Source organism: Stenotrophomonas sp. 80084_Sma (assembly GCF_056481995.1).
In genome coordinates, this window is record NZ_CM151177.1 from 2,790,483 (window position 1) to 2,814,877 (window position 24,395).

22 protein-coding genes are annotated in these 24,395 nt (G+C 67.8%); 9 read left to right on the top strand and 13 right to left on the bottom strand.

Annotated elements, in window-relative coordinates; translation table 11 throughout:
• Positions 1-54 precede the first annotated feature (54 nt).
• The 9 genes from ACZK3W_RS12960 to ACZK3W_RS13000 all read right to left on the bottom strand — a co-directional run bounded on the left by ACZK3W_RS12960 (position 55) and on the right by ACZK3W_RS13000 (position 11,142).
• Entirely contained in the window at positions 55-813 is a 759-nt protein-coding gene (locus ACZK3W_RS12960; RefSeq protein WP_197615442.1) for a 2,3-dihydro-2,3-dihydroxybenzoate dehydrogenase, read from the bottom strand.
• Entirely contained in the window at positions 804-4,694 is a 3,891-nt protein-coding gene (locus ACZK3W_RS12965) for a non-ribosomal peptide synthetase (protein WP_197615441.1), read from the bottom strand. The genes ACZK3W_RS12960 and ACZK3W_RS12965 overlap by 10 nt, the downstream gene beginning before the upstream one ends.
• Positions 4,691-4,948: a phosphopantetheine-binding protein gene (locus tag ACZK3W_RS12970; RefSeq protein WP_049462779.1), complete on the bottom strand. Its 258-nt coding sequence runs from the start codon at positions 4,946-4,948 to the stop codon at positions 4,691-4,693. Before ACZK3W_RS12970 ends, ACZK3W_RS12965 begins: the two co-directional genes overlap by 4 nt.
• Entirely contained in the window at positions 4,948-5,580 is a 633-nt protein-coding gene (locus ACZK3W_RS12975; RefSeq protein WP_197615440.1) for an isochorismatase family protein, read from the bottom strand. Before ACZK3W_RS12975 ends, ACZK3W_RS12970 begins: the two co-directional genes overlap by 1 nt.
• Positions 5,580-7,232: an AMP-binding protein gene (locus tag ACZK3W_RS12980; RefSeq protein ID WP_197615439.1), complete on the bottom strand. Its 1,653-nt coding sequence runs from the start codon at positions 7,230-7,232 to the stop codon at positions 5,580-5,582. The genes ACZK3W_RS12975 and ACZK3W_RS12980 overlap by 1 nt, the downstream gene beginning before the upstream one ends.
• Positions 7,229-8,422 (bottom strand): isochorismate synthase, encoded by a 1,194-nt coding sequence (locus ACZK3W_RS12985; RefSeq protein WP_197615438.1) that lies wholly within the window; start codon positions 8,420-8,422, stop codon positions 7,229-7,231. The genes ACZK3W_RS12980 and ACZK3W_RS12985 overlap by 4 nt, the downstream gene beginning before the upstream one ends.
• Complete coding sequence (locus tag ACZK3W_RS12990; RefSeq protein ID WP_197615437.1) at positions 8,419-9,615, bottom strand: MFS transporter; 1,197 nt, start codon at positions 9,613-9,615, stop codon at positions 8,419-8,421. Before ACZK3W_RS12990 ends, ACZK3W_RS12985 begins: the two co-directional genes overlap by 4 nt.
• 154 nt (positions 9,616-9,769) lie before the next feature.
• Positions 9,770-10,081, bottom strand: coding sequence for a DUF3817 domain-containing protein (locus tag ACZK3W_RS12995; protein ID WP_197615465.1), 312 nt, complete (start codon positions 10,079-10,081; stop codon positions 9,770-9,772).
• Between the two features lie 125 nt (positions 10,082-10,206).
• Positions 10,207-11,142 carry a TIGR03571 family LLM class oxidoreductase gene (locus ACZK3W_RS13000; protein WP_197615436.1) on the bottom strand — a complete coding sequence of 312 codons (936 nt, stop codon included), beginning with the start codon at positions 11,140-11,142 and terminating at the stop codon, positions 10,207-10,209.
• Between the two features lie 66 nt (positions 11,143-11,208).
• On the opposite strand from ACZK3W_RS13000, the gene ACZK3W_RS13005 reads away from it, so the two are divergent.
• The 5 genes from ACZK3W_RS13005 to ACZK3W_RS13025 all read left to right on the top strand — a co-directional run bounded on the left by ACZK3W_RS13005 (position 11,209) and on the right by ACZK3W_RS13025 (position 15,118).
• Complete coding sequence (locus ACZK3W_RS13005) at positions 11,209-11,658, top strand: GNAT family N-acetyltransferase (protein ID WP_121503489.1); 450 nt, start codon at positions 11,209-11,211, stop codon at positions 11,656-11,658.
• Positions 11,659-11,777: 119 nt separating this feature from the next.
• Positions 11,778-13,298 (top strand): thioredoxin family protein, encoded by a 1,521-nt coding sequence (locus ACZK3W_RS13010; protein WP_197615435.1) that lies wholly within the window; start codon positions 11,778-11,780, stop codon positions 13,296-13,298.
• Between the two features lie 283 nt (positions 13,299-13,581).
• The gene (locus tag ACZK3W_RS13015; protein ID WP_049462787.1) at positions 13,582-14,211 is read left to right on the top strand and encodes a superoxide dismutase; all 630 of its coding nucleotides are present in this window, start codon (positions 13,582-13,584) and stop codon (positions 14,209-14,211) included.
• Positions 14,208-14,783 carry a flavin reductase family protein gene (locus ACZK3W_RS13020; RefSeq protein WP_121503492.1) on the top strand — a complete coding sequence of 192 codons (576 nt, stop codon included), beginning with the start codon at positions 14,208-14,210 and terminating at the stop codon, positions 14,781-14,783. Before ACZK3W_RS13015 ends, ACZK3W_RS13020 begins: the two co-directional genes overlap by 4 nt.
• Positions 14,783-15,118, top strand: a complete 336-nt coding sequence (locus tag ACZK3W_RS13025) for a tetratricopeptide repeat protein (protein WP_008267331.1) — start codon at positions 14,783-14,785, stop codon at positions 15,116-15,118. Before ACZK3W_RS13020 ends, ACZK3W_RS13025 begins: the two co-directional genes overlap by 1 nt.
• Before the next feature lie 5 nt (positions 15,119-15,123).
• Here the strand turns inward: ACZK3W_RS13025 and ACZK3W_RS13030 are convergent, their stop codons facing one another.
• The gene (locus ACZK3W_RS13030; RefSeq protein WP_024957648.1) at positions 15,124-16,272 is read right to left on the bottom strand and encodes a fatty acid desaturase family protein; all 1,149 of its coding nucleotides are present in this window, start codon (positions 16,270-16,272) and stop codon (positions 15,124-15,126) included.
• Positions 16,273-16,283: 11 nt separating this feature from the next.
• Positions 16,284-17,354: an FAD-binding oxidoreductase gene (locus ACZK3W_RS13035; protein ID WP_197615434.1), complete on the bottom strand. Its 1,071-nt coding sequence runs from the start codon at positions 17,352-17,354 to the stop codon at positions 16,284-16,286.
• Positions 17,355-17,446: 92 nt separating this feature from the next.
• Here ACZK3W_RS13035 and fabR point away from each other — a divergent pair, with 92 nt between their 5' ends.
• A complete protein-coding gene (gene fabR, locus ACZK3W_RS13040) occupies positions 17,447-18,103 on the top strand; it encodes an HTH-type transcriptional repressor FabR (protein ID WP_100472925.1) in 657 nt (218 codons plus the stop codon).
• Positions 18,104-18,448: 345 nt separating this feature from the next.
• Here the strand turns inward: fabR and ACZK3W_RS13045 are convergent, their stop codons facing one another.
• On the bottom strand, positions 18,449-19,051 hold the full coding sequence (locus ACZK3W_RS13045; RefSeq protein WP_258015763.1) for a hypothetical protein: 603 nt from the start codon (positions 19,049-19,051) through the stop codon (positions 18,449-18,451).
• Between the two features lie 40 nt (positions 19,052-19,091).
• Here ACZK3W_RS13045 and ACZK3W_RS13050 point away from each other — a divergent pair, with 40 nt between their 5' ends.
• The 3 genes from ACZK3W_RS13050 (at position 19,092) to ACZK3W_RS13060 (ending at position 23,800) form a co-directional block, all read left to right on the top strand.
• Positions 19,092-20,831 (top strand): autotransporter family protein, encoded by a 1,740-nt coding sequence (locus ACZK3W_RS13050; RefSeq protein ID WP_293794648.1) that lies wholly within the window; start codon positions 19,092-19,094, stop codon positions 20,829-20,831.
• Positions 20,832-21,090: 259 nt separating this feature from the next.
• Positions 21,091-23,250, top strand: a complete 2,160-nt coding sequence (locus ACZK3W_RS13055) for a TonB-dependent receptor plug domain-containing protein (protein WP_125894407.1) — start codon at positions 21,091-21,093, stop codon at positions 23,248-23,250.
• A complete protein-coding gene (locus tag ACZK3W_RS13060) occupies positions 23,240-23,800 on the top strand; it encodes a thioredoxin-like domain-containing protein (RefSeq protein WP_125894405.1) in 561 nt (186 codons plus the stop codon). Before ACZK3W_RS13055 ends, ACZK3W_RS13060 begins: the two co-directional genes overlap by 11 nt.
• 68 nt (positions 23,801-23,868) lie before the next feature.
• Here the strand turns inward: ACZK3W_RS13060 and mntR are convergent, their stop codons facing one another.
• Complete coding sequence (gene mntR / locus ACZK3W_RS13065; RefSeq protein WP_005413716.1) at positions 23,869-24,339, bottom strand: manganese-binding transcriptional regulator MntR; 471 nt, start codon at positions 24,337-24,339, stop codon at positions 23,869-23,871.
• Positions 24,340-24,395 lie beyond the last annotated feature (56 nt).

Consider the following 24,395-nt stretch of genomic DNA (forward strand, 5'->3'; position numbering starts at 1 on the left):
GCCGGCACTACCAGGGACCATGGATTGCCGGCCAGCGGACGGCATTAGCAGTACTCACCCGCGCAGGGTGGCGCCGCCGTCGACGTACAGGTCGCTCATTGCCACGTGCCCGGCCTGCTCGGAGAGCAGGAACATCACCGAGTGCGCGATGTCTTCCGGGGTGGCCAGCTTGCGCATCGGGATGCCGGCCTTGTACGTCTCCAGGTTGCCGGCAATCACCCGCTCTGCGCCATGCTCGTCCTGCCACATGCCGGTCTGCATCGGGGTCAGCGTTGAACCCGGGGCGACGATGTTGCAGCGGATGCCCAGCGGCGCCAGTTCCAACCCGAGGCAGCGGGTGAACATCGTGGCGGCGGCCTTGGACGCGGCGTAGGCCGCCATGCCGTGCCGCGGCACGCCGGCGGCATTCGAACTGACGGTGACGATCGCGCCCCGACCCCGCGGTGACATCACCCGCGCCAGCGCACGGCCAACATGGAACACACCATCGGCGTTGACTGCGAACACCCGGCGCCAATCGGCATCCGTGGTCTCCGCAACAGCTCCCACATGCAGAACACCCGCCACGCTTGCGGCGAGGCCGATCGGCCCTATGCTGGCTTCCACACGATCCACCAGGGCGTCCACCGCCGCGCTGTCGGTCACGTCGAGCGCAAACGCCTGCACACGTGCATCCACTACCACGGGCGCCTCGCGATCGGTTGCCACGACCGTGCAGCCGGCCTCGGCCAACAGCCGTACCAGGGCCTCGCCGATGCCGCCGGCGGCGCCGGTCACCAGTGCCACGCGACCTTCAAAGCCGGTCAACTGCATGTTGCGATCTCCTGTTGCTCATCCCAGTGGCGCAGGCGCGCCGACAACCACGGTGCCAGCTGCGCCACCGCATCGCGGCCGGTCAGCTCGGCATGCAGGAACGGCAGTTCCAGCGCCTGCACCTTGCGTGCGTGCGCGCGCCACAGTGCCGACTGCAACTGCGGCCGCGCCTGGTGGTCCCGCCCCGCGCGCACGTGCACCAGCGTGCCGTCGAACGGACGGTGGATGTGTTCGCGGATCAGCCGGTTGGTGCCAGTCACTGCGCGCACCACGCCATCAAGCACCACGTCCGGCAGGCTGCCGAGCGCACTACCACCGCGACGCAGGAAGGCAAGAATGCGTTCACGGCTGTCCAGCTCCGGATGCGCCTCCGGGTCATGGCCTGCAATCGCCAGCAGCGCACGCAATGCGGCGATGGCATCGGGTTCCGGCTCAGCCCGCCAGCATTCGCTGGGGTAGGCGTCGAGCAGCACCAGTTCACCAACTTCACGCCCGATTTCATGCAGACGCACCGCCATCGCCTGGGCGAGGATGCCGCCCACCGACCAGCCCAGCAGATGCACCGGTCCCTTCGGTTGCAGCGTGACCACCCGCTGCACATAGTCATTGGCCATGGCTTCGATGCTGGACGGCAACGGTTGCTTCGGATCCAGCGCGGGCGACTGCAGGCCATATACCGGGCGTGCCGGCTGCAGGGCGCGCGCCAGCGTCCGGTAGTTCCAGGCGATGCCACCGGCCGGGTGCAGCACGAACAACGGAGTGGGTCCGTCAGCATCAGTGGCAGCCAACGAGATCACCGGGCCCAGCGCGTGATCGGCCAGCGCGGGTGGCTCGGCGATACGAACCGCCAGCGCGGCCACGGTGGGCTGGGCAAACAAGGCCCCCAGACCCAGATCGCAGCGCCAGCGCTGCTCGATCGCCAGCAACAGGTGCACCGCCGACAGCGAGTCACCGCCGAGACTGAAGAAGTCCGCATCCACCGCCACCGGCGCCTCACTCCTAAGCGCCTGGGCGAACAACACCGCCAGCTCCTGTTCCAGCGGCGTGCGCGGCGCCAGTCCGGAAATCTCGCTCTGCGGCGGCTTCGGCAACGCGTTGCGGTCGAGCTTGCCGTTGGCGGTCACCGGCCACTGATCCACGCCAACGAACGCCGACGGCACCATGTAGTCCGGCACGCGCGTGGTCAGGTGGCTGCGCAGCATCACGGCATCGGCAAGCGCCGCTGGCACATAGGCCACCAGTCGGGCATCGCCCGGCGTGTCCTGGCGCAGCAGCACTTCCACGCGCTCCATGCCCGGCAGCTCGCGCAGTGCCGCCTCGATCTCGCCCAGCTCGATGCGCAGGCCGCGCAGCTTCACCTGGTGGTCGCTGCGGCCCAGGTATTCGACTGCGCCGTCGCTCCGCCAACGCCCCACGTCGCCAGTGCGGTAGATGCGCTCCCCTCGTAGGAAGGGATCGGCCAGGAAACGTTCGGCGGTCAGGTCATCGCGGCCGAGATAGCCACGCGCCAGCTGCACGCCGCCCAGATACAGATCGCCCGGCACACCCACCGGCAGCGGCTGCATCCGCGCGTCAAGCACGTACAGGCGGGTGTTCCAGACCGGGAAGCCGATCGGTACCGGCCGTGAGCGGTCCTGCGCAGAGGCCGGCCAGTAGCTCACGTCCACGGCCGCTTCGGTCGGGCCATACAGGTTGTGCAGTTCGGCCTGCATGCGCCCATGGAAACGATCACGCAGCGATGCGTCCAGCGCCTCGCCACTGGTGAACACGCGGCGCAGCTGCAGGTCTTCGGAGGCCGGCGCGGCAAGGAACGCGTCGAGCATCGACGGCACGAAATGCGCGGTGGTGATGGCATGCGCACGGATCAGCCGCGCCAGCTCGGTCGGATCGCGATGCGCGTCCGGGCCCGCCACCACCAGCGTCGCGCCGCACAGCAGCGGCAGGAAGAATTCCCAGACCGAAACATCGAAGGTCGCCGGGGTCTTCTGCAGAACACGGTCATCGGAACGGATGCCGTAGTGCTCGCGCATCCACAGCAGGCGATTGACGATGGCACGGTGCTCGATGACGACGCCCTTCGGCTCGCCGGTCGAACCGGAGGTATAGATCACATAGGCTGCATCGCTGGGCGCCGGATCGGCCCACGGTGCTGCGAAACTCAGCGCGGTCCATTGGTCGGGGGCAAGCACCGGCACACCGTCCATGCGCGCCGATACCTCTGCCGCAGCCAGTACGCACGCCGGCTGCGCCGAGGCGAGAATACGCGCGAGGCGCTCATCGGGATGGGCAAGGTCCAGCGGCAGGTAGGCGGCACCCGCACGCAGCACCGCCACCAGCGCGATCACCAGTTCCAGCGAGCGCGGCAATGCCACCGCCACCACACTGCCCGGACCGACCGCCATCGCGCGCAGTTGTGCCGCCAGCGCGAAACTCCGCGCTTCCAGCGTTGCGTAGTCCAGCGTGGTGTCGCCGAACACCAGCGCAGGCGCGTGCGGATCACGGTCCATGCCCTGCTGCAGCAGTTCAACCAACGTAGTCTGTGGCAGCGCATGCGCGGTGGCATTGAAGCCATGCACCACCTGCTGCGCTTCTGCGACGGTGGCCAGCGGCACCGCCGCGATGTCTCCGGCCTCCAGCGCCGCCGATACGAAATGCAGCAACCGGGTCGCGTGCGCCTCCACATCGTCCCGACTGTACAACGCGGGATTGGCTTCGATCTCCAGATCCAGCAGGTGCTGGCCATCGCCACGGAAGCCCAGCGTCAGATCATCCACCGGCCCGGTGCACAGCACTTCCAGCGTCGCCCGCACGCCGTTCAGTGCCAGTGGCTTGTAGAACGGCTGCACATTCACCAGCGGACCGTGCAGGCGCTGCTGCGCGCCCACCAGGCCCAGGTCGCGGCGCAACTGCTCGCCACGGTAGCGGCCGTGCTTGCGGCCCTGGCTGAGCTGCCGGCCCAATGCCCGGGTAAACGCCTCGACACTGCCCTCGCCGGCCGCCACCCGCAGCGGCAGCACATTCATCACCATCGCCGGCACCCGCGCCGATGCGTTGCCGAGCCGCCCCATGTAGGGCACCCCCAGCACCACTTCATCGGCGGCGCTCATCCGCCGCAGGTACTCGGCCGACAACGCGGCCAGCACATCCGGCCAGGGCTGCAGCCAACGCACCGATGCCTGCAGCAGCTGCTCACGGAATGCAGCATCGAGCGGCTGCACCCAGCGCAGCGCGTCGTCACTGGCCGCGAGCGTACCGGCCAGGCCCGCGCCCGCCGGCGCGCCCTGCATCTGCTCGCGCCACCACTGCCCGGCCTGCGTGCGGCGCGGGTCGGCACGATAGGCGGCATCATCGGCCAGCACGCCCGCCAGTCCCGGCAGTGCCTCACCCGCACGACCGGCATACAAGGCGCATACGCGATCAGTGAACAGCGCCATGCCATAGCCATCGGCTGCAAGGTGATGCACACGCAGATACCAGACCCAGCGCTGGCCACCCAGATCGAACAACACCTGCTGGCTTATGCGGTCGCGGGTCGGATCGACCGCGCTGAGCCGGTCGGCCTGCATCAGGGCACGCGCCGCCGATGCCGGGTCGGTATCGCCGGATAGATCGCGCACCGACAGCAGCGGCACATGCGTCGGGTCATGCCACTGCAGCGGCTGGCCATCGGCACCTTCGGCAAAGCGCAATGCGAAGGCCTCGGTTTCAACCGCCGCCCGGTTGGCCGCCGCCATGAATGCGGCCACGTCCAGCGCACCCTCGATCCACACCGCATGCGCGGTATTGAACGACGGATTGTCCGGTGCCAGCCGCTGCGCGAACCACAGTCCGGCCTGGGCCTCGGTCAGTGCCACCGGCGTGGCCAGCACAGCGACGTTCATGCGTTCTGCGCGGCCTGCAGTTTCTGCACCACACCCCACCACTGGCGCAGCGTGGTGTGCTCGGCCAGCTGCGAGAACTCCAGCGGCAACCCGGTGTTGCCCCAGGCCAGGACCAGGCCGAGCATGCGCATCGAGTCCAGGTCCAGATCGATCAGGTTGTCGTCGTCACCGATCTCTGCCGGCGTGCACTCCAGCACCCGCGCAACGTCGGCACGCATCCGCTCCAGATCCAGCGCATCACCCGTGGCAGCCATCACAGCACCTCCAGCAGCTGATCGGTGGTCATCGGCACGCCACAGGTGCGTGCGATCCAGTGCAGCGCCTGATCGTGATCGGCACGCGAAAAGTCCGCCACCGCATCGGCGGCGATGAAGGCCTCGATGTCACGCTGGAACGCCTCCACCACGGTCGCGGTGCAGCCGATATGCGCGTACACGCCGGTCACCAGCAACTGGTCACGGCCGCGCACCCGCATCAGCGTTTCCAGGTTGCTGCGCTGGAACGCGCTGTAGCGGTGCTTCACCAGCACATGCTCGCCCGGCTGCGGTGCCAGCGCCTCGATGATCGGCTCATGATCGGCATTGCGGCGCATGCCCGGGCCCCACAGGTCGGCCTGCAGGCCACGGTCACGGCGATCCTGGTCGCCATGCTGGGCGGTGTAGAACACCGGAATGCCATGTGCGCGGCAATGCGCCAGCAGGCGCGCGATGTTGTCCACCGCCGGCCGCAGCGGCGCGTTTCCGGCATCGAACGCGGCCAGGAAGTAGCGCTGCATGTCGTGTACCAGCAGCGCGACACGATCACGCTGCGGGCGCCAGGGGCCACGCGCCTGCGGCAGTTCGGCAGCGGTCGGCAAGGGATAGTTGGTGATACGGGGCAGCGCCATCAGCGCGTTCCTCCTGTCTGTTGCAGATGACGCGCACGCAGCTGCGCACGCAGTTCGCGGCGGCTGATCTTGCCGACCGCAGTGGTATCGAAACTGTCAACGAACACGACCTGGTCCGGCACCTTGAAGGCGGCCAGGCCGCGGGTACGCATCCAGGCCTTCAGTGCCGGCGCCTTGATCGGCTCCCCCTGCTGGATCACGAACGCGCAGCTGCGCTCACCGAGATACTCGTCGGGAATGGAGACCACGGCCGCGTCGAACACACCAGGGTGGGCCAGCAGGTGATCTTCAATCTCCTCGGCGGAGATTTTCTCGCCCGCGCGGTTGATGTGGTCACCGGCACGGCCCTGCACCACTAGATAGCCACCGGCCAGCTGCTGCACGCGGTCACCGGTTCGGTAGAAACCGTCGTCGGTGAACGAGCGCGCGTTGGCCACCGCATCGTTGTGATAGCCACGGATGGTGTACGGGCCGCGGGTCAGCAGATGGCCCACTTCGCCTTCGGCCACCGGCTGGTCGTGGTCATCGACCACGCGCACTTCGTCGTCCGGGCTGATCGGCCGGCCCTGGCAGGCCACGATCAGTTCCTCCGGATCATCCAGCCGGGTGTAGTTGACCAGGCCTTCGGCCATGCCAAACACCTGCTGCAGGGTGCAGCCCAGGCCGTCGATCACTCGCCGTGCGGCTTCCGGTACCAGTTTGGCGCCGCCTACCTGCAGTACCTGCAGGCTGGACAGGTCGTGCTTGCTCGTAGCCGCTGCCTGCGCCCACAGCAGCGCCAGCGGCGGCACCAGGCCACAGCAGGTCACGCGCTCGCGGGCGATCAGCGGGAAGGCCGCATCCGGGCCGGGGCCGGGGCTGAGCACCACGCGGGCACCGGCATACAGCGCGCCGAAGAAACCGGGCGAGCTCATCGGGAAATTGTGCGCGGCCGGCAGCGCGACCAGATACACGCTGTCGCGGTCGATGCCGCAGATGTCATTGCTGGCGCGGAACGAATAGATGTAGTCGTCGTGGGTACGCGGAATCAGCTTGGACAACCCGGTACTGCCACCGGAGATCTGCAGGAACGCCACCGACTGCGGATCCGGATCGGCCGGCAGCTGGCCGCGGTCGCCCTGCAGCGCCTCCAGCGCGGTGAACTCCGCCGCATCGCCGTCGATGACCACGTGGCGCAGTGCCGGCACCTCGGCCTGCAGCGCCCGCGCCAGCCCGCGATGATCGAAGCCATCGTGCAGGTCGGCAGTGATGTAGGCACTGGCCTCGGCCTTGTTGGCGAAGTGCACCAGTTCGGTGATGCGATGCGCCGGCAACGCGTATACCGGCACCAGACCCGCACGGAACAGTCCGCATACGGTGGTGATGAACCCGGCGGTGTTGCCCAGTTGCACCAGCACCCGCTCACCGGGCTGCAGGCCGAGTGCCAGCAGGCCGGCACCAATGCGACCGGCTTCGTGCCACAGCTGCGCGTAGCTCAGGCGGACATCACCGGCGACCACTGCGATGTCATCCGCATGGCGTTCCGCGCGCTCGCGCAGGAACGCCGGGAAGGTCTCGCCACGCCAGTGGCCCGCCTCGCGATAGCGCGCCATCAGCTCATCGGGCCATACCTGCTGCAGTGGCAGGCGGGAGGAATCAGTGGAGGTAGTCATGCGGCAGGCTCGATGACGGGCGAGGATTCCTGGACACCCAGCGCGTTCAACAGGGCAGCGAACTTCGCTGCCGTTTCAGCCACTTCGGCCTCGGGTTGCGAATCGGCGACGATGCCGGCGCCTGCGTACAGGCGCAGCTGCGTGCCCTGCAGGCGTGCGCAGCGGATCGCCACGTACCAGTCGCCGTCACCCTGCGCATCCAGCCAGCCCACGGCGCCGGCGTAGAAGCCGCGCGGCACCGGTTCCAGTTCGCGGATGCGCTGCAGTGCCGCCAGCCGCGGCGTACCGCAGACCGCCGGCGTGGGGTGCAGCTGTGCCAGCAGTTCGGCGGCAGACGTCTGCGGATCCTTCAGGGTGGCATGGATGCGGGTGCCCAGGTGCCACATGCTGGCGGTGGCATGCAGCACCGGCCGTGGCTGTGCATCGATGTGGCTGCAGTACGGTGCCAGGCCCTCGACGATGGCGTCCACCACATGGCGATGCTCGTCATGGTCCTTGGTCGAGGCCAGCAGCGCCTGCGCGGCACGCTCGTCCTCGGCAGCATCGGCGCTGCGGCGTGCTGACCCGGCGAGCGGATGCGACAGCAGTTCGGCACCGCGCTTGCGCAGCAGCAGTTCCGGGGTTGCCCCCACCAGCCACGCCGGCGCCTGGCCCAGCTCCACCGGCAACGGCACCGCGTAGGTCGCCACCGACGGATCCGCGCCCAGGCGTGCCAGCAGCACGTCCGGCGACAGCGCCTGGCGGGTGCGTGCCAACAGGCTGCGCGCCAGCACCACCTTGTGCAGGTTCTGCTCGGGCGCACGCAGGACCTGCACCGCCGCGGCAACCGCTGACGCATAGTCCTGTGGCGCAGGCTCGGCCCGCAGGGCGCCGTCCAGCGGCGGTGCGGCCTGCGGTTGCAATGCCAGCGCAGGCAACAGGCGCTCGGGCTGGTACAACGCATCGTCCGCACGCGGTTCGAACGGCACCGCGCCAACCAACAGGCCCGGACCACCGCGCTGCTGGGCAAAGAACTCCGAAACGCGCTCTGCCAGCGTCGCCAGTGCACCGGCCGGCAGCGCGGCGCGGCAGCCACGTGCGTGCACGTGCTGGCCGGCATGCTGCAGCAGGAACAACGACGCGTCGTCGGTGCTTTCCAGCGCAGCCGGCGCAGCCTCCGGCCACGCGCCCTGCATCAGGGAATCGTTCATGAGGTCTCCTTCATCCGATACGCGGCGGCCAGCGCGCACAGCAACAGCAGCAGCGCGCCCACCAGCAGGTAAGGCAGGCTGGGCCCACCGCGATACAACAACGTGCCGAGCATCGGCCCGGCCACCATGCCCAGCCCCTGCGCGGCAGCAACGGTGCCGGCGGCAGCACCCTGCTCGTTTGCTTCCACCGCGTCGGCAGCCAGCGCCTGGAACGAGGGGAATACGAAACCCATGCCGAACGCGGCCAGCGCGTACGCCGTCGGCAACTGCCAGGCCTGCTGCACGCCAGCCACCGAAGCGAAGCCGATGCCGGAAATGAGTGCGCCGAGGACGATCCAGCGGCGTGGATGTACCTCCATCTTCATCACCAGCGCCTGTGCCAGGATGAGGCCGACGCCAACCGCTGTGAGTGCAATGCCGGCCATGCGCGCGCCCGCAGCGGCATCCAGGCCAAGGCGATCAATCGCGAAGAAGCCGACCGTCACCTGCGCGATGGTCACCGAGATCATGGCGATGAACGCCGCCAGCTGAGGCAGGCGCAGGCGCGGGTCGAGACGGCTCATCGGCTGGCGGCGTTGCGCAGAAGCGCTCTCCACCGGCGGTGTGGCCGGCAACCGCCACGCCAGCAATGCCAGCGCAAGCAGCGGCAACAATGCGGCCACATACAGCGCCAGCGACAGATTCGTATAGGCCAGCCAGCCAGCCGCCGCCGGCCCCAGCACCATGCCCAGCGCGTTGGCGCTGCCCAGGCGGGCTAGGAATTTCGCACGCTGCCCGGTCGGTGCCTTGTCGGCGATCAGCGCGGCAGCGGTGGGAGGCACGGCGGCGTAGAACAGGCCGATCAGGCCACGCGCACCGACCAGCACCAGCACCGACACCAGCACCGGCGGCACCGTCTGCAGGGCCACGTCGATGAACACCGCCAGCGCGATGTAGACCACGGTGTAGGCACTCATCGCCAGCATCAGCACGCGCTTGCGGCCGATGCGGTCGCTGAGCTGGCCCCACGGGCGCGCGGCCAGCATCCACAACACACCGGCGGCGGTGACCGAGAGGCCGGCATGCCACTCGGACAAGCCGAGCATGCGGACCACCGGGCCGATCACGGCGACGAAGGACATCATCGCCATGGTGCCGATCAGGGCAGCCAACACCAGCGCCGGCAAGCCGGGAACGACGGGACGTGCGTGCATGAAACACCAGCCGTAACAGGAAAGGATGGCCGGGCGCGTCTGTACGCCCCCGCCCGGCATCAGTCCTGCTCAGGGCCCGATGCCATCCTTAAATGATAACGGCTCGTATTTGCATTTGATACCCATTCTCTTGAATGGGCATGCAACAGTGGGTTCAGCGCATTGCACGCAGGCCCAGCAGACCACGGCGCTTGAACCACCACTCCAGCGGCAGCGTCACCAGCGGCGGGATCGCCGCCAGCAGGGCCAGGGCACTGGCCCACCACGGCCAACGCAGGCGCACTGCCGCGAACAGCGTCACCACCACATAGACCAGGAACGCCACGCCGTGCAGGGGTCCGAACAACTTCACCAGCGCCACGTTGGCCATCGGGCCGTACTTCATCCACATGCCGATGAGCAGGCCGGCCCAGGTCACGGCCTCGATGAAAGCGACCACCGCGAACAGGCGTCCGGCCGGGTGCATGGGGGAACGTTGGGTCACGCGGAGCTCCAGCATCGGGATATCAAATGCGAATGATACGCAGATGCGAACCCCATGTAGAGTCGAGCCGTGCTCGACTGCTGGAACGTGTCCACCAAGGTGGACACCTACCGGAGCACATCCGGCAGAACCTGCTCGCCGATCTCGCGCAGCACCGCGTCCATCGGCCGTCCGTTGTCGACCAGATTGAACATCACGTGCGCCACACCCTGCGCATGCACGCGCCGCAGGTAGTCACGCAGACCATCGCGGCCGACCTTCAGGCCCAGCGGCAATGGCTCGGCTGGCGCCTGCGGATCCGTCTGCAGGTCCAGCAGCATCGACTGTACGAACGGCTTGCCCGGCCCGCCGCGCTGCACCAGCGCCTGCTGCCACAGACCGATGCGTCCTTCCTGCGCAACCTCCTCGCGGTGATAGGTTGCCCAGCCTTCGCTTTCACGCGCGATCCATTGCAGGCTCTGCCGCGCAGTACCCACCACCAGCATCGGAATCCGCGTTGCCGGCGCCGGCAACACGTCGAAACCACCGGTCGCCTGCAGTACGGCGGTCCGTTCATCGGCCTCTGGTGACAACGCTGCGCGCAACAACGTCCAGCGCTCACGGAACGCCGCCGCCCTGCCCTCCAGATCCTCACCGAACGCGGCAAATTCTTCCGGGCGGTCACCCGAACCCAGGCCCAGCACGAAGCGCCCGCCACTGATCCGGTCCAGGCTCAGCGCCGACTTCGCCACCTGCAACGGCTGCCGCAGCGGCAGCACAATGGCTGCACTGCCGACCACGATGCGCTCGGTCGCGGCAGCCAGCATGCCCAGCCACAGGAACGGGTCATCCAGCGCACTCGCTGTTGCATCCGGGCCCTGCGGCACCATCAATGGCACGTCGCGCGTCCATAGCGCGGCGAAGCCAAGATCATCGGCCAGCCGTGCGATGCGCCGCGCCTCGTCCGGGTCGGCCAGTCCATGCGCCGCAACCGGCGTCATCAGGCCCAGGCTCAGTCCTTGTTGAGGAAACAACGAAGCATGGGCGGGATTGAATTCACTCATGACGCCAGCTTAGCCTGCAGGTCTGCGGCAACGATGATGCGCCGCCCACCACAGGAAGAACACTGCATGCCAAGGATCCGCCCTGCCCACGTCGATGACCTGCCTGCGATCAGCGCGGTGTGCCTGGCCGCGTTCAACCAGGCAGTGGCGCCGTCTCTCAGCGCGGCCGGCATAGCCGCCTTCGGCAGTGTCGCAGCAGCCGATGCGTTTGGTGCGCGCCTGCAGGGTGACAACCACATCCTGGTGGCCGAACAGGATGCGCGCGTGGTCGGCGTGGTCGAACTGAAGGAGGGCCGGCACCTGGCGATGCTGTTCGTCGATCCCGCCTGCCAGGGCCAGGGCATCGGGCACGCCTTGTTCGAAGCCGTGCTGCCACAGGTACGCGAGCCGGTACTGACGGTGCGCGCCTCGCTCAATGCAGTGCCTACCTACCTGCGCTATGGCTTCGTGCTGGATGGCGAGGTCGGCGAGATCAACGGGCTGGTGTACCAGCAGATGGTGCGGGCAGCGGCCTGAAGGCATCCGCCCGGCAATGCCCGGTGGGCGTCATGCCCTGCGGCACGCCTGTCATAAGCAAACTGAATCAGCAGGCTCCCCGGCGGTTCCTACAATGGCCTGTCACCCTGCCCTTCGAGATGCTGCCGATGCGCGTCGCGCTTTCCGTGTTGCTGCTGGCCTCGGCGCTGAGCGCCTGCACCCCGGCCCCGGTATCCACCGCCAACTCCGCCGAGGCACCTGCGCCGGCGTCCGCCATCGCCTGGCGCCAGGGCGATGTGGACGATGCCTTCGCCGAAGCCGCCGACAGCGGCAAGCCGGTGCTGCTGTACTGGGGTGCCGTCTGGTGCCCGCCGTGCAACCAGCTCAAGGCGGGCCTGTTCAAGGACCCGGCCTTCATCGCGCTGACCAGCAAATTCGTTCCCGTCTACCTGGATGGCGACGAGGAAGGTGCGCAGGCCTGGGGCGAACGCTTCGGCGTGCGCGGCTATCCCACGCTGATCGTGCTCGACCCCCAGCGCAACGAAATCACCCGCGTCGCCGGCGGCAATGACGCCGCCGAACTGACCCGGGCACTGACCGTCGCCGCAGGCCGCCGCAGTGCCGTTGCGGCCACCTTGGCCACCGCGCTGGCAACGCCGGACCGACTGGCCACCGAAGACTGGCAGGTGCTGGGCGACTACGGCTGGGAAGTGGACGCCAACCGCCTGGCCGGCGAGCGCAGGAGCCAGGACGTGCTGCGCCAGTTGTCCAGGGCGGCACCCGACGCCGCCCTGCAGCGCCGTTTCGCCCTGCTGGCTCTGGCCACAGCCGAAAAGCCCGATGCCTCGCCCACCGAAGTGCGCGAGCTGCTGCAGGCCGTACTGGCACAACCGGCGGAAGTGCGCCGCAACCGTGAATTGCTCGGCTATGCAGGCGTGCAGCTGGTCAAGCAGGCCAGTGCCGGGCCGGCCACCAGCAACACGCTCGGACAGCAGCTGCTGGTCGCACTGGAGCGTGCAGACGCCGAGCGCGGTGATCGCGCCGACGACGCGTTGTCGCGTGCGCTGACCGAAGTATCGCTGGCCCGCCAGCAACAGCCCAAGGGCGCACTGCCCGCGCCGCTGGTCGAGCGGGTCAAGCAGCGCGTGGCCGCTGCTGATGCCGCCGCCACCGATGCGCATGCACGCCAGGCCACGATCAGCAGCGCGGTGTACGCATTGCGCGAGGTAGGTGACGACGCGGGTGCCGAGGCGCTGTTGCTGGCCGAGCTGAAGCGCAGCGAGCAGCCGTACTACTACATGCCCGAGCTGGCCGAACTGGCCGAGCAGCGCGGCGACACCGCCGGTGCGCTGGAGTGGTTGAAGCGCGCCTACGATGGTGCACAGGGCCCGGCCACCCGCGTGCAATGGGGCGTGCTGTACGTGGAAGGCCTGCTGAAGCTGGCGCCGGACGATGCACCGCGCATCGAGCAGGCGACCGCGTCGCTGATCGCCGAGCTGGAAGCGCAGCCGTCGGGCTACCACCAGCGCACCCGCCAGCGCTTCGAGCGACTTGCCGCGCAGTTGAAGGCGTGGAGCGGCAAGCACCAGGGTGCGGAGACGCTGGCACGGCTGCAGCTGCGGATGCAGCAGGCCTGCGGTGACCAGGTGGATGGTGCGTGCAAGGACTGGTTGAGTTGAGTTGATGAAAGCGCTGGCGGCGGGTTCGCCTGCCGGCGCTTTTGTTGATCCGTGTGGGAGGGCGCGGGCAGCGCATCAGCGCGCCGGTGAGGGTTCGGAAAGCGGGTTCTGGTAGTGCCGGCCGCTGGCCGGCAACCCGACCTTCGCTGAATGCCGGCCAGCGGCCGGCACTACCATGCCTCCGTCTTGACCTCTTGATCTATTGACCTCAACCAATGTTGAGGTGCGATAACAGTCTCCCCACGGCCAGCCCCCTCTGGCCTTCCCCACGGAGATTGCTTCGATGTCGTACTCGCTTCCCCCGCTCCCCTACGCCTACGACGCCCTCGAGCCGCATTTCGATGCGCGCACGATGGAGATCCACCACAGCAAGCACCACCAGACCTACGTCAACAACCTCAATGCCGCCATCGAGCAGGCCGGCATCGCCGAGCAGCCGGTCGAGGCACTGATCGCCAACCTCGATGCAGTGCCCGAGGCGCAGCGTGGCGCAGTCCGCAACAACGGCGGTGGCCACGCCAACCACAGCCTGTTCTGGACCGTGCTCAGCGCCAACGGCGGCACGCCCGATGATGAGCTGGCCGCCGCCATCGACCGCGATCTGGGTGGCTTCGATGCCTTCAAGGAGGCCTTCACCAAGGCCGCGCAGACCCGCTTCGGCAGTGGCTGGGCCTGGCTGACCAGCGATCGCGACGGCCGCCTGAAGGTTGAAAGCAGCGCCAACCAGGACAGCCCGCTGATGGGTGCAACGGTCGGCCTGTCCGGCAATACCCCGATCCTCGCACTGGACGTCTGGGAACACGCCTACTACCTGCACTACCAGAACCGCCGCCCGGACTACATCGGTGCGTTCTTCAACATCATCAACTGGGCCGAGGTCGGCCGGCGCTACCGCCAGGCCCGGGCCTCATGAGCGGCGAGACACTGCCGTACGCCGGGCCGTGGGCGGGGGTCTTCCCCGCCCCGGCCCCGGTGCCGTCGGTCGAGATGCCGCCGCGTGCCCTGCGGCGGCTGCTCGGCCATTTCCCCACCGGCGTGGCCATCGTCTGCGCGCGCGATGCGCAGGGCAAGCCGGTCGGCCTGACCATCAATTCGTTCGTGCCGGTGTCATTGCAGCCGCCACTGGTGCTGTGGAACCTGGCGTTGCACGCGCAGAGTCTTTCCACCTTCCAGCGCGCCACCCGCTTTGCGATCAGCGTGCTGGCGGCCGACCAGGAAGCACTGGCCCGGCGCTTTGCCGATCCGCAGGTACGCAACCGCTTCGACGGCCTCGCATTGCTGGATGACGACGAGGACGCCCCGCCACGCATCGCCGGTGCGGTGGCCCATCTCACCTGTACCCGTCACGCGCAGTGGCCGGTGGGCGATCACCTGTTGCTGGCCGGCCGCATCATCGAAGTGCACGAGAACGGCGGCGCGCCGCTGCTGTTCCATCGCGGCCGCTTCCAGCCGGGACCGGCCGAGCTGCTGGTGGAGGTGCGCTGATGAACATCGAGGCTTTGGAATGCATGCTCGCCAGCGGCAAGGACGGCGCGCTGCTGCGCTTCGGCCTGGGCAAGGGCTGGCTGGATGCCGGCAACCCGGTGCGCGCGGCAACCCATCTGGGCCGTTGCGTGGTCCTTGATCCGCAGTATTCGGCGGCGTGGAAGCTGCTGGGCAAGGCCTGGCTGGCCAGTGGCCAGCCGCAGGCGGCGCGCGAAGCGTGGCAACGCGGGCTGAGCGTGGCCGGCAGCAAGGGCGACCAGCAGGCACGCAAGGAAATGCAGGTATTCCTGCGTCGCCTGGACCGCGAACAGGCGGCCCTGGCGAAGGCGGGCTGAGTCGATCAGCCCGCGTTGGCCGATGCCGGTGCGGACATGATGTCCGACATCGGCAGGCGGCGCGGCTTGCTCGGGAACGCGTGGCGCAGGATGCGCCAGACGACCTGGCCGAACTGGCGCGGCAGCGAGCCGTTGTTGTAGTGCTGGCCGTAACGGCGGCAGATGTCCTTCACTTCCTTGGCGATGGCCGCATAGCGGTTGGCCGGCAGGTCCGGGTAGAAGTGGTGCTCGATCTGGTGGCTGAGGTTGCCCGACAGCACATTGATCAGGAAGCCGCCACTGATGTTGGACGAACCGCGCAGCTGGCGCAGGTACCAATGGCCGCGCGACTCATTGCGCAGGCACTCCTTCGGGAAGGTTTCCGATTCGGCGGTGAAGTGCCCGCAGAAGATGATCACGTAGGTCCAGATGTTGCGCAGGCCGTTGGCCACCAGATTGCCCAGCATCACGGTGAGGAAGAACGGGCCGGCAAGCAGCGGGAAGAACACGTAGTCCTTCAGCACCTGACGGGCCATTTTTCGCGCCACCGGGCGGGTCTGCATCCACATCGCACGGCCACTGATGCGGCCCTTCAGCCAGCGGCCCAGGCGCAGGTCCTGCGCGGCCACGCCCCACTGGAACAGCAGCGCGAAGATCGGCGCGATGATCGGCTGCAGCAGGTAGAACGGCTTCCAGCGCTGTTCCGGGAAGATGCGCAGCAGGCCGTAGCCGATGTCATCGTCCATGCCACGCACGTTGGTGTAGGTGTGGTGGCGGAAATTGTGGGTCTTGCGCCAGTTGTCGGCGGTGGCAACGATGTCCCACTCGTAGGTGTTGCCGTTGAGCTTGGGGTCGCCGGTCCAGTCGAACTGGCCGTGCATGACGTTGTGGCCCAGCTCCATGTTCTCCAGGATCTTCGATAGCGCCAGCAGCAGCGTGCCGGTGATCGCGGCCGGCCACAGCAGCGGCATCCAGAACAGTGGCGAGAACGCCGCCAGGAACAGCAGGCCACGGCCACCCACGCCGAACCAGCGCACGGCGGCGGCCACGCGGCGGATGTAGCGGGTATCGGAGGCGCCGAGGCTGCCGATCACACGGTCGCGGATCGCGTCGAGTTCCTCACCGAAGGCATGCATCTCGGCAGTACTCAGGGCACGGTCGGTAGCGCGGGTCATGGCAGGCGTCCTCAGAGATCCAGGGTCAGGTCGGTGGTCGGTGCGCTCACGCAGATCCGCACCGGCTGTGCCGATTCGGACTGCAGGTCGCCGGTGCGCAGGTGGCGGGTGGCGCCACTGACGCGGTCACAGCTGCAGCTGTTGCAGATGCCCATGCGGCAGCCGTGTTTGGGCTTGATGCCGTGGGCTTCGAGGCTTTCCAGCAGCGAGCGGCCCCGCGGCACGCTCAGCTGGCGGCCACTGCGCGCAAGCGTCAGCGACACCTCACCTTCGCTGCTGGCATCGCCCAGCGGCGCCGGCGGTGTGAACGCTTCGGCCTGGAAGCCGGCCACCTGGTGCGCCAGACGCTCGCGCGCAGCGGCAACGAAGCCGTCCGGGCCGCAGGCCAGCACATGGCGCTGCGCCAGAGGCGTGTCATCGCCGGCCACCAGCAGGTCGTGGCGATCGATACGCGCAGCCGGCACCTCACCCTCGCGGGTGGTCAGCAGGTGCATGCGCAGGTTCGGATGCGCTGCGGCCAGCGCCTGCAGTTCATCACGGAACTGCAGATGGGCAGCGGTGCGCTCCCAGTAGAACAGGTCCACCGGCGCCGCCAGCGGACGCTGGCAGGCCTCGCGCAACAGGCTGCGCATCGGCGTGATGCCACTACCGGCCGCCAGCAGCAGCACCGGCGCCGCAGCCGGCATATGGAATTCGCCGAAGGCGGCATCGAGGCGGAACAGCTCGCCCGGCTGTGCATGATTGACCAGATGCTGGCTGACCCGGCCGCCGTCGATCGCCTTGACGGTGATCGCCAGCTCGCGCCGACCGAGTGCGGTGGGGCTGTAGCTGCGCTGCCACAGGCGCCCTTCAATCTCGACGCCGAGGGTGACGTGCTGGCCAGCGCGCATGCCTGCCCAGTGCCGGTTGGTGCGCAGGACCAGGGTCGCCGCGCCCTCGCCGGCCGGCTCGCGCCGGACCAGGCGGGCCACCGGCTCGCGCACGGTCCACAGGGGATTGAGCTGGCCCGCCCAGAAATCGAACAGCGACGGCGAGACCCAGCGGTACGGAGAGAACAGGGACGGACGGACGACAGCGCTCATAAGCGAACTATACGGGCGCACATACACCTGTGTATACATGTGTATATTGAACCGGATTGGGTATGATTCAGCCTCGCCCCACCGGAACCCCCATGGCCGCCGCCACCGCCTTGTCGACGCCCGAAGATGCCAACAGCCCGGCCCGCCGTACGGTGAGCCGCGAGGATCTGCTGGCTGCTGCTCTGAAACTGATCGGGCCGCACCGCAGCCTGTCCACGCTCAGCCTGCGCGAAGTGGCGCGTGAGGCCGGCATCGCGCCGAACAGCTTCTACCGGCAGTTCCGCGACATGGACGAACTGGCCGTGGCGCTCATCGATGCGGCCGGCCGCTCGCTGCGCACCATCATCGGTGAGGCCCGGCAGCGCGCCACCTCCACCGCCAGCAGCGTGGTGCGGGTCTCGGTGGAGACCTTCATGGAGCAGCTGCGCGCCGACGACAAGCTGCTGCACGTGCTGCTGCGCGAGGGCGCGGTCGGCTCGGACGACTTCAAGCACGCGGTCGAACGCGAGCTGCACTACTTCGAGGAAGAGCTGCAGCACGACCTGGTGCGCCTGGCTGCATTGGACGGCGCGGTCCTGCATGCGCCGGAACTGGTGGCCAAGGCCATCACCCGGCTGGTGTTCGCGATGGGCGCCACCGCCATGGACCTGCCGCCGGAGAAGGATCCGGAGCTGGTCGAGCAGATCTCCACGATGATCCGCATGATCATCGTCGGCGCCCGTACCCCCGCCGCGTTCCGCCGCGGCTGATCGAGGCCCCTGGGTCGGACCCCTTTCCAGGGGAAAGGGCTCTGACCCGCCCCAGCTCCATGAAGCCCGCCACGCAGCGCCACGGCGCCGATGGACTGTGGCCGCTGTCACAGATCTAGATTGCAGATGCGCAGCTTGAGCATCCTGCACGCGCCATTCACTGCGGTCTCACGCACGCTGAATTATTCAGACCGCGCGCTCCATTCAGTTTGGTGAGTTATTGAACGGGGTTTGAATCCGGCAAGTGCCGCTGCAGTCCTTTCAGATTAATTGCATGGCCCAGGCAAGACCCGATCCGCACAGTGCCGCCTCCGGTCCTGCGGATGCAGGTCCCCCCAATGAGCTTCAAGGAGAAACACCCATGCGCATGATGCAGTTCACGCCGAAGTTTCCTTCCACGCTTGTCCGATCACGGCTGGCACTTGCACTCGCCGGGCTGATTCTCGTGCCCTCCATGGAGGCCGCGGCCGTTGATCTGAACAACGGCGCGTCCGCTACGGTCGTTCCGGGCCATGTCTGGGTCGGGCAGGACTTCACGCTCCGTGGCAATTCGCAGCTGAACGTCGACGGTACTCGAGTAGGCTCAGTAAATTCGCAGAATTCGACACTCACCCTCAGTAACGCATCCGCCGGCCTGGTCTCGTTGATGGATTCCGTCGGCGACATCCGAGGCAGCACGCTGGCCGGCCTGAACACCAGTGCATTTCTGTCCAACCCGACATCGGCGCGCACAGTCATCGCCATTTCAAACAGCCGCGTCGAAAGTCCTTTTACGGCTTCGCGCATTTCGGGTGGCGGAACCATCCGTGCCTCATCGACGGCCTTTGCTGGCGATGTGCACGGCGTCCTGATGCTGGCGGGCATTCTGGAATTACGCAGCGGCTCTTCTGTCGTCGGCGCGCAGGATGGCATCGACAGCAGACACAACGCCGGCGGCCAGCCCGCCATGGGCCCAGATGGGTGGTACGTACTTGTCGATGGCTCTTCGGTGGAAGGAACCGCTGGCGCAGCGCTCAGCGCGAATACCCAGGGCTCAGCTCCGCAGGTCAACCGCTTCATTGTGCAGAACGGCGCCACGCTGAAGGGTGGCAACGGCAACCTCCTGCAGGCCAATGCAGGTGCCCGGTTCGACTTTAGCGGCCGAACTTCCACGCTGGCCGGTAACTTCACCATCGCAGATACCGCCACCGGCACGCTGCGCTTCCTTGACGGTCTCGACCTCACCGGCCGCATCCTCGGCCCGGCCGACGTCATCGTCGACCAGGGCGGTCGCTGGACGCTGTCCGGCGACAGCAACACCGGCAACCTCACCCTGGGTGCAGGCAGCAATATCTTCCTCGGTGCTGCGGGTACGGCGGCCTATCCGCAGCTGACCGTCAACGGCAACTACGCCGGCAATGGCGGCACCCTGCACTTCAACACGGTACTGGCCGGCGACGACGCGGCAAGCTCGCGCATGCACGTGACCGGTGATACCAGCGGCACCACCCAGGTCACCGTCAACAACATTGCCGGCGCTGGTGCACAGACCGTCAACGGCATTCCGTTGATGCAGGTGGACGGTGCCAGCAATGGTCACCTCGCGCTGCAGGGCCGCGCCATCGGCGGCATGTACGAGTATTTCCTGCGCAAGGGCACTCCGGGCGCGACCAACGGCAACTGGTACCTGACCTCGGCCTACACCGGCAATCCGTGCGACATCAATCCGGCGCTGCCGGAGTGCCAGGGCACTGGTCCGGTGGATCCGGTCGATCCTGTTGACCCGGTCGATCCGGTGGACCCGGTCAATCCCGTCGATCCGGTCCCCGTACTGCGTCCGGAGCCGGGCGCGTACCTGGCCAACCAAGCCGCGGCCGTGCAGATGTTCCAGCTGCGCCGCCATGACCGCGGCGAGCCCGGCTTCGACCGCGCCCGCATCGGCACCTGGGTGCGCGCCGGGCGTGACCAGCTGCAGGCGAACGTGGCCGGCCAGGTTGACGCCCGTACCCACATCAACACCCTGCAGCTGGGCAGCGATGTCTGGCGTTGGGGCGATGGCCGTGGCCAGGTCGGCGTGATGCTGGGCACCGGCGAGGCGACCACGCAGGCGGTGTCGACGCTGAGCGGCTATGGCACGCGCGGCAAGGTCAAGGGCAAGTCGGCCGGTGTCTACCTGGGCTGGGTGCAGGATGCACAGAGCAGTGCCGGCCTGTATGTGGACGGCTGGCTGCAGGCGGCGCGCTTCGACAACGAGGTGCAGGGCGAAGGCATCGCCCGCGAGACCTACGATTCCAGGACCCGCAGTGCGTCGCTGGAAGCCGGATATGCCTGGGCCATCCGCAGCAGTGAGGCCAGCACGCTGTACCTGCAGCCGCAGGCGCAGCTGACCTGGACCGACTACGACGGTGACAGCCTGGTCGAAAACAATGGCACCACGGTCGAGGATGGTCGCGGCGGCGGCCTCAACAGCCGCCTCGGCGTTCGCCTGTTTGGCCAGGGCACGCTGCAGGGCAACCGCGTGCAGCCGTTCCTGGCGGCGAACTGGCTGCGTGGCCAGCGCGATGAGGCCATGCGCTTCAACAGTGAGTCGTTGAGCGCGAAGACGCCGGAGAACCGCTACGAAGTGCAGGCCGGTGCCCAGCTGCAGCTGGGCCAGCGCTGGAGCGCATGGGGTGACCTGCGTGTGCAGCGTGGCGACAGCGGCTATCGCAACCACGGTGCCCAGGTCGGCCTGCGCGCCGCCTGGTAAGCCCCTCGCCGCCCTGGGGCCAGACCGGGGCGGCGTTCCTCGATTTCGATCGCACCCTGCCGGGCATGACATCCGGCAGGGTTCTGGCGCTTAATTGTAATGTTATAACGCCGTCGTCCGCGATGTTCTGACCCTGCTTTCGGCTTCGTGATTGCACGGACTTATTTATATAGCCGTTGCTATATCTATGACCCTCTGCTTTTATATGCGTCAGCCAGGTCGCCCTCGCCGCCTTTCCTCTCCCAAGGACGACGCCTTCATGCCCGTTTCCAGACCCCTTTCCCGCCGGCTGCCTCTGGCTGCCGCCATCGCCCTGACCCTGCCGCTGCCTGCGCTGGCAGCCACACCGAAGCCGACCGAGCTGGACCGTGTGCAGGTCAAGGTCAGCACTGCCACCCGCAGCGAACGCCTGCTGTCCGATGTCCCGATCCGCACCGAAGTGCTGCGCAAGGAAGACATCGCGCTGCGCGCGGCCACTGACTTCTCGCGTGCCGCAGAGCTGATCAACGGCCTGCGCGTGGAAAGCAACTGCCAGAACTGCAACACCAGCGAGGTACAGCTGCTGGGCCTGCCCGGCGCCTACAACCAGCTGTTGTTCGATGGCATCCCGCTGCTGTCCACGCTGGGCAGCGTGTACGGCCTGGAACAGATTCCGGCCGGGTTCGTCGACCGCATCGAAGTGGTCAAGGGCGGCGGCTCGGCGCTGTACGGCCCGGGCGCGGTGGCCGGTGTGATCAACCTGATCCCGCCACTGCCGGCGCGCAGCGGCGGCCATGTGCAGGCCGGCGTGGATGTGCTGAAAGGCACGCCGCAGAAGAACGCCGATGTGCGCCTCGACCTGGTGGCCAAGGATGCCGACGCCGGGCTGTCGGTGATTGCCCAGCGCAACTGGAACAGCGGCATCGACTACAACGGTGACGGCTATACCGAGATCACCCGCAAGAACCTCAAGGTCGGCGGGCTGCAGGCCTGGTATGCGCCCACGCCGGGCACGCGGCTGCGCCTGGACCTGCAGGTGACCGATGAAACCCGCCGCGGCGGCAACCGCCTGGACCAGCCCGAATACCTGGCCAACATCGCCGAATCGCTGGATACGAAGTACCGCCGAGGCAGCGTGTCGTGGGATCAGGAGATCAATGCCGACCTCGATTTCCGCCTGGCCTATGCCTTCGCCGACATCGACCGTGACAGCTTCTATGGCGGCCTGGGCGATGTGGTCACCGATCCGTCTGCGCCTGGCTATGACCCGTCGCAGCTGGATCCGAACGTAGCCGGCAGCGCCGCCTCACGCTCATGGCGCCAGTACGGCCGCACCCACAACCCGCTGCACTACATCGACAGTCAGTTGAACTGGCGGTTGGGTGCGCACGCGCTGGCCTTCGGCGTGCAGTACAAGCACGAGTCACTGCGCGACGACAACCGCACCGGTGACGGGCAGCGCCTGGCAGTGCTGGAGGATGCCACTTTCCACAACCTGGGCGCCTTCATCCAGGACGAGTGGAGCCTGCGCGACAACGTCGACCTGGTGCTGGGTGCGCGCGTGGACAAGAGCTCGGAGCTGGACAGCGCGGTGTTCTCGCCGCGCATCGCGCTGGCCTGGCAGGCCACGCCCAACCTGAAGTGGCGGGCAGGCGTTGCCACTGGCTTCCGTGCACCGGAAATCTTCGTCGAGGATGTGCATGTCGATACGCTGGGTGGCGAACAGGTGCGCGTGCGCAACACCGACGGCCTGAAGGAAGAGCGCGCGTTGACCACCCTGTTCGGCTTCGACTGGCGATCTGACCCGGCCAATCCGGTGTGGAGCTGGGATGCCACCGCCTCGTATGCGCGCATCCGCGACACCTTCGCACTGGGCGAGATCCAGCGCGGCGATGACGGACAGCTCAGTCAGCTGCGCTACAACGCGTCCGGTTCCAACGTGCTGGGGGCGGAAACCAACCTGGGCTGGCAGCCGTCGCCACAGTGGCGCCTGACCGCGGGTGCCTCGTGGTACCGCTCGCGCTTCCGCGAACCGCAGCGCATCTTCGACGACACCGGCGACGGCGGCGACACCGTGATCGAAAGCCGGGACTACCTGAAGACCCCACGCTGGACCGGCCTGGCCCAGCTCAGCTGGATGCCGGCCGAGCCGTGGGAGACCTTCGTCGCGCTGCGCCACACCGGGCCGATGTCGGTGCTGAACAACCGGCTGGGCGAACTGCACCGCACGCGTTCATTCCTGGTGACCGATCTGGGTGCGCGCTGGCACCGTCACCTGGGCGCGCAGGCGCAGCAGGAAGTGTCGGTGGCCGCAGGCGTCAAGAACGTGTTCGACCAGCGCCAGAAGGATCTGGAGGTGGGTGCGTTGCGTGACAGCGACTATGTCTATGGGCCGCGCTTCGCGCGCTCGTGGTACGTCAACCTGCGCTATGCGTTCTAAGCCGCTACGAGCGTTGTTGCTGGCCTGTGCCGTGCTGCTGGCCGCACCGGCGATGGCTGCGGACCTCCACGCGCAGGTCTCGGCCTCGCTGGTGCGGCCGGATCAGCGCTCGCTGCGGCCGATGCAGTGGTCATCGCCACCGAAGCTGGTGGCGTTGTACTTCGGCGCCGACTGGTGCGCGCCCTGCCATGCCTTCGTACCCACACTGCGCAGCGTGCGTGACGCATTGCGCGAGGCCGGCGCCGATACCGAAGTGGTGTACGTCAGCCTGGATGAGAGCGAGGCCGCGCTGCGCCGCTACATGCATGCGCAGGAGATGCCGTGGCCGGTGCTGGACCCGCGCCGCGCCGCGCGCATGCCGGCACTGCAGGCGTTGGCTGGGCTGGCACCGCCGAATCTGGTGCTGATCGATGCTGACGGCAAGGTGCTGGCCAATGGTTGGCAAGGCCGGCGTTACGAAGGCCTGCAGCCCGTGTTGAAGGAATGGACGAAGCAGGCGTGTGCGCAGCAGCAGGCCCATTGCCCCAACGCCGGCATCCAATCGCGGTAACGCCGGGCCATGCCCGGCGAATTGCTTGACGCAGCCTTACGGCCGCCGGGCATGGCCCGGCGCCACCGCTACGGCGCCCCGCCCTCGGCCTTGCGCACGAACGCTTCGAACAAGGCCAGCGTCTGCTCGCTCACATGGTGCTCGATGCCCTCGGCATCGCGCCGCGCGGTATCCGCGTCCACGCCCAGCGCCAGCAGGAATCGCTCCACGGTCTGGTGGCGCTGGCGGCTGGCATGCGCCAGCGCCTCGCCTTCCGGGGTCAGGAACACACCGCGGTACGGCCGCTGCACCACCCAGCCATCACGGGCCAGGCGCCGCAGCATCTTCGCCACGGTGGGCTGGGCCACGCCCAGGCGGGTGGCGATGTCGACCTGGCGGGCCTCGCCGCCGTCGGCCAGCAGGTCCGAGATCAGCTCGACATAGTCCTCCACCAGCTCCATCCGGTGCGCCTCGCGCACTTGCCGGAAGCTCTCGACCTGGCGCTCGGCCTCGATCAAGGGGGTGCTTTTCAGCGATGTCGAATCGTCGGTCTTGCCCACGCCTGCGCCTGTCCTTCCGGGGTGATCCGGTGTTGAACCTGAATTCTGGACCAGTA